Consider the following 6264-nt stretch of genomic DNA (forward strand, 5'->3'; position numbering starts at 1 on the left):
CCGCGACACCCTCATAACGCGGGCCGGGCGGCTTTCCCGGCGGGGCCCGGGTGCGTAGCCGGGCCCCGGGCCGTCAGGCCCAGGCGAGGTGCTCGCGGTTGTGGGCGAGCAGCCGATCGGTGAGCTGGTCGGCGAGTTCGAGCTGGCCGACCAGCGGGTGGGCGAGCAGGGCGTCGAAGACCCGGTCGCGGCCGCCGTGCAGGGCGGCGTCGAGGGCGAGGTGCTCGTACGCGGTGACGGCGGCGATGAGGCCGGCGTACAGCGGCTCGACGGCCCGCTGGGGGAGCGGCCGGACACCGTTGGCGTCGACCTCGGCCGGGACCTCGATGACGGCGTCGTCGGGCAGGAACGGCAGCACGCCGTTGTTCGGCGCGTTGACGACCTGTACGGACGTCCCGCCGCCGGTGCCGAGCAGCGCGGCGATCAGCTGGACCGCCGCCTCGGAGTAGAACGCGCCGCCGCGCTGGCCGAGGAGTTCCGGCTTGGTGTCGAGGGCCGGGTCGGCGTACATCTCCAGCAGCTGCCGCTCGATCTCGGCGACCTGGGCGGCCCGCGAGCCCTGCACCTTGAGTTCCTCGACGACGGCGTCGTGCTGGTAGAAGTAGCGCAGGTAGTAGGACGGCACGACGCCGAGCCGCTCGATGACGGGCTGCGGCAGGTGCAGGTCCTCGGCGATGGCCTTGCCGTGCGCGGCGAGCAGCTCCGGCAGCACCTCCCGGCCCGTCGTCGAGCCCGGGGCGTCGAGCAGGGTGACGCCGCGCTCCCAGGTGAGGTGGTTGAGGCCGACGTGGTCGAGCCGGACCAGCTCCGGGTCGACGCCGAGGTGGGTCGCGAACTTGCGCTGGAAGCCGATGGCGACGTTGCACAGGCCGACGGCCTTGTGCCCGGCGTTGCGCAGCGCGCGGGTGACGATGCCGACGGGGTTGGTGAAGTCGACGATCCAGGCCTCCGGGTTGGCGCGCCGGACCTTCTCGGCGATGTCGAGGACGACCGGGACGGTGCGCAGCGCCTTGGCGAGGCCGCCGGCGCCGGTGGTCTCCTGGCCGACGCAGCCGCACTCCAGCGGCCAGGTCTCGTCCCGGTTGCGGGCGGCCTGCCCGCCGACGCGCAGTTGCAGCAGCACGGCGTCGGCGTCGGCGACACCGGCCTCGACGTCGACGGTGGTGGTGACGACGGCACCGTGCCCCTGCTTGGCGAAGATCCGCCGGGCGAGCCCGCCGATCAGCTCCAGCCGGTCGGCGGCCGGGTCGATGAGCACCAGCTCGCCGATCGGCAGGGTGTCGCGGAGCCGGGCGAAGCCGTCGATCAGCTCCGGGGTGTACGTCGAACCGCCGCCGACGATTGCCAACTTGAGTGCGGACATCAGCCCTTGACCCCTGTCAGTGTCACGCCTTCGATGAAGGCCTTCTGTGCGAAGAAGAAGAGGATGATCACCGGTGCCATCACGAGGAGGGTGGCGGCCATGGTGAGGTTCCAGTTGGTGTGGTGGGCGCCCTTGAACGACTCCAGGCCGTACGAGAGCGTCCAGGCCGCGTGGTTGTTGCTGGCGTAGATCTGCGGGCCGAAGTAGTCGTTCCAGCAGTAGAAGAACTGGAACAGGGCGACGGCGGCGATGGCCGGCTTGGCCATCGGCAGCACGACCTTCAGCAGGGTGCGCAGGTCGCCGCAGCCGTCGATCCGGGCGGCCTCGATGTACTCCTTGGGGATGGTCAGCAGGAACTGGCGCAGCAGGAAGATCGAGAACGCGTCGCCGAAGGCCATCGGGATGATGAGCGGCCAGAGCGAGCCGCCGAGGCCGAGCTGTTTGGCCCAGAACAGGTACATCGGGATGACGGTGACCTGCGGCGGGAGCATCATCATGGCGATGACGGCCATCAGCGCCAGGTTGCGGCCCCGGAAGCGGAACTTGGCGAGCGCGTAGGCGACCGGCAGGCTGGAGACGATGGTCAGGACGGTGCCGAGGCCCGCGTAGAGCAGGGTGTTGCGCCACCAGGTGAGGAAGCCGGGGGTGTCCCAGACCTTGCCGTAGTTGCCCCACTGCCAGGAGGTCGGCCAGTAGTCGGTGGTGAGCGCCTGCTGGTCGGTCATCACCGAGGTGAGGAAGGCGAAGACGAACGGCAGCAGGAAGAACAGCGCGGCGGCGATGGCCAGCGAGTGCACGGCCACCCAGTGGAGCATCGCGCGGCGGCGGGCCGCCCGGGCGGCCGGGCCGGAGGCGCGGGAGGGGCCGGCCGGGGCGGGCGCCTTGGTGAGTGTGGAGCTGAGAGTCATGATCGGGTCCTCATCGGTCCGCTGGGTCCGCAGCACACGGACTAGTCGTCACTCGCCATGAAGCCGGACTTGCGGCGGAGCAGGAGCGAGGTGACGGCCATCGAGATGGCGAACAGCACCAGGGCGACGACGCACGCCGCGCCGTAGTTGAAGCGCTGGAAGCCGAGGTTGTAGACCATCTGCGGCAGGGTCCAGGTGGAGCCCTGCGGGAAGCCGGGCTCGAACTGCTGGCCGGAGTTGCCCGCGATGCCGCCGGCGACCTTCCCGGCGACGATCGCCTGGGTGTAGTACTGCATGGTCTGGATGACGCCGGTGACCACGGCGAACATGATGATCGGCGAGATGTTCGGCAGCGTGACGTACCGGAACCGCTGGAAGGGTCCGGCGCCGTCCAGTTCGGCGGCCTCGTACTGCTCCTTGGGGACGTCGAGCAGCGAGGCCATGAAGATGACCATCAGGTCGCCGATGCCCCACATGGCGAGCATGGTGAGCGCGGGCTTGGACCAGTCGGCGCTGGCGAACCAGCCGGGCTGCGGGAGGCCGAGCTCGCCGAGGAAGTGGTTGACCGGGCCGGTGCCGGGGTTGAGCAGGAAGGCGAAGGCGACGGTGGCGGCCACCGGCGGTGCCAGGTACGGCAGGTAGAACGCGGTGCGGAAGAAGCCGGCGCCGGTCTTGACCTTGGTGATGAGCAGGCCGATGCCGAGGCCGAAGGCGACCCGCAGGCTCACCATGATGAAGACCAGCCACACGGTGTTGCGCAGGCCCTGCCAGAACGCCGGGAGGTCGTTGAAGACGTAGTCCCAGTTCTTCAGGCCGCTGAAGGTGGGGGCGCCGAAGCCGTTGTACTTGGTGAAGGAGAAGTAGGCGGTGGAGATCAGCGGGTACAGGAAGAAGACGCCGAAGCCGATCAGCCAGGGGGAGAGGAAGGCGAGGGTGCGGGCCGCCTCCCGGCGGCGCTTCCGGCGCAGCAGGTGCTGCGTGGAGGGCGCCGCCGGGTCGGTCGATCCGGTGCCCTTGCGGGTGCCGAACGCGAGTGACATGGGAGCTCCGTGGACCGTTTCCGCTACTTCGCCTGGGCGATGGCGGCGTCGATCTCCTTGGCGGTGGCCGCGAGGCCGGCCGCGAGATCGGGCTGCTTGCCGGACTCGTAGTCGTAGCCGAGGTTCTGCAGGGAGGCGATGTAGCCGCTGCCGTTGACGGCCGCCGGGGTGGTGCCCGAGTACTGGTTCTTGGCGACGTCGATGAAGGTCTTGAAGTTCGGGTCGTTCGTCAGCTTCGGCGAGTTGAGCGCGTCGAAGGTGCTGGGCACGTTGTGGATCGCGTTGGCGAAGCCGACCACCGCGTCGGTGTCGGTGGTCAGGTACTTGACCAGCTCCCAGGCCGCGGCCTGCTTCTTGCTGCTGCTGGCGATGCCGACGATGGTGCCGGTCTGGTAGCCGCGGCCGTAGGTGTCGGCCTGGTCGTCCGGGACGGGGAACGCGGCGGTGGCCCAGTCGAAGTCGGGCTTGTTGTCGGCGAGGGCGGCGGTGCGCCACTCGCCGTCGATGGCCATCGCGACCTTGCCGGTGAGGAAGGGGTTCTTGGCGCTGAACTCCTCGCCGAAGGTGGCGCGGTACTTCTCCAGCTTGGTGTAGCCGCCGAGCTGGTCGACCATGTCCTTCTGCCACTTGAGCATCGCGGCGACCTTCGGGTCGGCGGCGATGTTCGACTTGCCGTCGGCGCCGAAGTAGGTCGGGCCGTACTGGCCGAGGAAGTGCTCGGTGGTCGACTCGTAGCCGTGGTACAGCGGCATGAAGCCGAGCTGCTTGTAGCCGTCGCCGTCCGCGAGGGTCAGCTTCTTGGCGTCCTCGGCGAACTCGCTGAAGGTCTTCGGCGGGTTGGCGATGCCCGCGTCGGCGAAGGCCTTCTTGTTGTAGTAGAGGCCGTAGGCGTCGCCGAGCAGCGGCAGCGAGCACTGGTTGCCCTGGAACTGCGTGTAGTTGAGCATCGCGGCCGGGAAGGTCTTGACCGGGTCGATGCCGCTCTTCTGCAGCAGCGGCTTGAGGTCGGTGAACGCCTTGGTCGAACAGAACATGCCGACGTTGTTGGTGGTGAAGGAGGAGACCACGTCCGGCGCGTCGTCGCCGCCGGCCCGCAGGGCCTGGTTGACCTTGTCGTCCGCGATGTTGTCGACGGCCTTGACGTGGATGTTGGGGTGGGCCTTCTCGAAGGCGGCGATGTTGTCGTTGATCGCCTTCACCTCGTTGTCCTGGCTCCAGCCGTGCCAGAAGGTGATGGTGACGTCCTTGCCGCTGGCCGAGTCGTCGCTGCCGCTGCTCTCGCTGCTGCCGGTGCAGGCGGTGGCGAGCAGGGCCAGGACGGCGGTGCCGGTGACGGCGGCGATCGTGCGACGGCCTCTGCGGGAGGTGGTGGAGTGCACTTCGAGGTCCTCCTGGGGGTGCGCGGGCAGGCGTCATTGCCTCGGGGCCCGCGTTCGGGGGTGGGGAGAGGTGGGTGCAGGGTGCGTGCGGGGTGGCGGGCGACCGGGGAGCGTCGGCGGGTGGGCGTCGGTGAGCGTCGGTGAGCGGCTGTCGGTGGGTGGCTGTCAGTCGGGTGGCTGTCAGTGGGTGGAGAAGACCGCCTCGCGGGCGTCCGCCAGCGCGCGTTGCAGGGCGCCGAGCAGGACGGGCGAGCCGGGCAGGGCGCTGCTGCGGACCTCGGGCCGGGCGATGGAGAGCCTGGCCAGTTCGTCCTCGACGAGGGCGCGCAGGCGTTCGCCGCCCGCGGTGGGCACCGCGCCGGAGAGGACCACCAGCTGGGGGTCGACGACGGCGACGATCGCGGCCAGTCCGACGGCGAGCCGGCCGGCCAGTTCGACGAGGAAGGCGTCGCCGGCGCCCGGGGTCTCCAGGGCCTTGGCGATCGAGTCCTCGGCGGTGGGCGCGCCGAGCCCGTGTTCGCGGGCCAGGGTCCGGACGGCGGGTGTGCCGACCAGCTCCTGGAACCCGCCGAACTTGCGGCGGCGCACGTCCCGCGCGACCGGTGAGCCGGGCACCGGCATGTAGCCGACCTCCCCGGCTCCGCCGGTGAAGCCGCGGTGCAGCCGGCCGGCGATGACGATCGCGGCGCCGGTGCCCGCACCGGCCCAGAGCAGGACGAAGTCCTCGGAGCCCCGCGCCGCGCCGGAGGCCTGTTCGGCGACGGCGGCGAGGTTCACGTCGTTCTCGATCGACACGGGCGCGCCGATCGCCTCGGACAGCTCCTCGACCAGCCGCGGCGAGTGCCAGCCGGGCAGGTGGGAGGCGTAGCGCAGCTTGCCGGTGACCGGGTCGGGGGCGCCGCCGACGCCGATCGCGGCGGTGCGCAGGCTGCCCGCGGCCAGCCCGGCGGCGCGGACGGTCTCGGCGACGGCGGCGGCGACCTTGGCGACGGTCTCGGCGGCCGGCACGCCCTTGGTCGGCACGGCGTGCTCGGCCAGCGTGGAGCCGGTGATGTCGGCGACGGCGACTCTGATCTCGCTGTTGGTGACGTCCAGTCCGGCGACGTGGCCGGCGGCCGGATTCACCTCGTACAGCTGCGCGTTGGGGCCGGGGCCGCCGGCGGTGGTGCCGACCGGCAGGACCAGTCCGGCCGCCTCCAGGCGGGCCAGCAGCTGGGAGGCGGTGGGCTTGGAGAGGCCGGTCAGGGTGCCGATCTGGGTGCGGGAGAGCGGTCCGTTCTCCAGCAGCAGTTCGAGGGCGGCGCGGTCGTTGATGGCGCGCAGCAGGCTGGGGGTGCCGGCGAGGGGGGCCTTGGCGGTGGTCTTGGTCACGCGCGAAATCCTCCTCTTCCGGCTGGTGGGGGGAGCGACGAGGGTGAACCCTCGGGTTCGGGGAGCCGAACTGTTAGGAAAGTTTCCAGTCGCTTGGGAAGGACCGTACGGGCCCCGTCAGCGGGGTGTCAATGGTCCGCGGCCCGGAGGATGCCGAAGCGTTACCGGGCAGCACGAAGCCCCGTTTCCCAAGGGTCTTGGGA

Annotated in this window: 5 protein-coding genes; all 5 read right to left on the bottom strand. The window is 70.6% G+C overall.

Annotated features, from left to right (window positions below; translation table 11 throughout):
* Positions 1–73: 73 nt before the first annotated feature.
* The 5 genes from ACFV6I_RS36565 to ACFV6I_RS36585 all read right to left on the bottom strand — a co-directional run bounded on the left by ACFV6I_RS36565 (position 74) and on the right by ACFV6I_RS36585 (position 6061).
* On the bottom strand, positions 74–1363 hold the full coding sequence (locus tag ACFV6I_RS36565; RefSeq protein WP_380430293.1) for a 6-phospho-beta-glucosidase: 1290 nt from the start codon (positions 1361–1363) through the stop codon (positions 74–76).
* Positions 1363–2271: a carbohydrate ABC transporter permease gene (locus tag ACFV6I_RS36570; RefSeq protein ID WP_063351434.1), complete on the bottom strand. Its 909-nt coding sequence runs from the start codon at positions 2269–2271 to the stop codon at positions 1363–1365. Before ACFV6I_RS36570 ends, ACFV6I_RS36565 begins: the two co-directional genes overlap by 1 nt.
* A gap of 41 nt (positions 2272–2312) precedes the next feature.
* Positions 2313–3311: a carbohydrate ABC transporter permease gene (locus tag ACFV6I_RS36575; RefSeq protein WP_079135906.1), complete on the bottom strand. Its 999-nt coding sequence runs from the start codon at positions 3309–3311 to the stop codon at positions 2313–2315.
* 23 nt (positions 3312–3334) lie between these two features.
* Positions 3335–4690 (bottom strand): ABC transporter substrate-binding protein, encoded by a 1356-nt coding sequence (locus ACFV6I_RS36580; RefSeq protein WP_063349452.1) that lies wholly within the window; start codon positions 4688–4690, stop codon positions 3335–3337.
* 180 nt (positions 4691–4870) lie between these two features.
* Complete coding sequence (locus tag ACFV6I_RS36585) at positions 4871–6061, bottom strand: ROK family transcriptional regulator (protein ID WP_244293469.1); 1191 nt, start codon at positions 6059–6061, stop codon at positions 4871–4873.
* Positions 6062–6264 lie beyond the last annotated feature (203 nt).

It is taken from the genome of Kitasatospora sp. NPDC059803, assembly GCF_042732255.1.
Taxonomy (GTDB): Bacteria; Actinomycetota; Actinomycetes; order Streptomycetales; family Streptomycetaceae; genus Kitasatospora.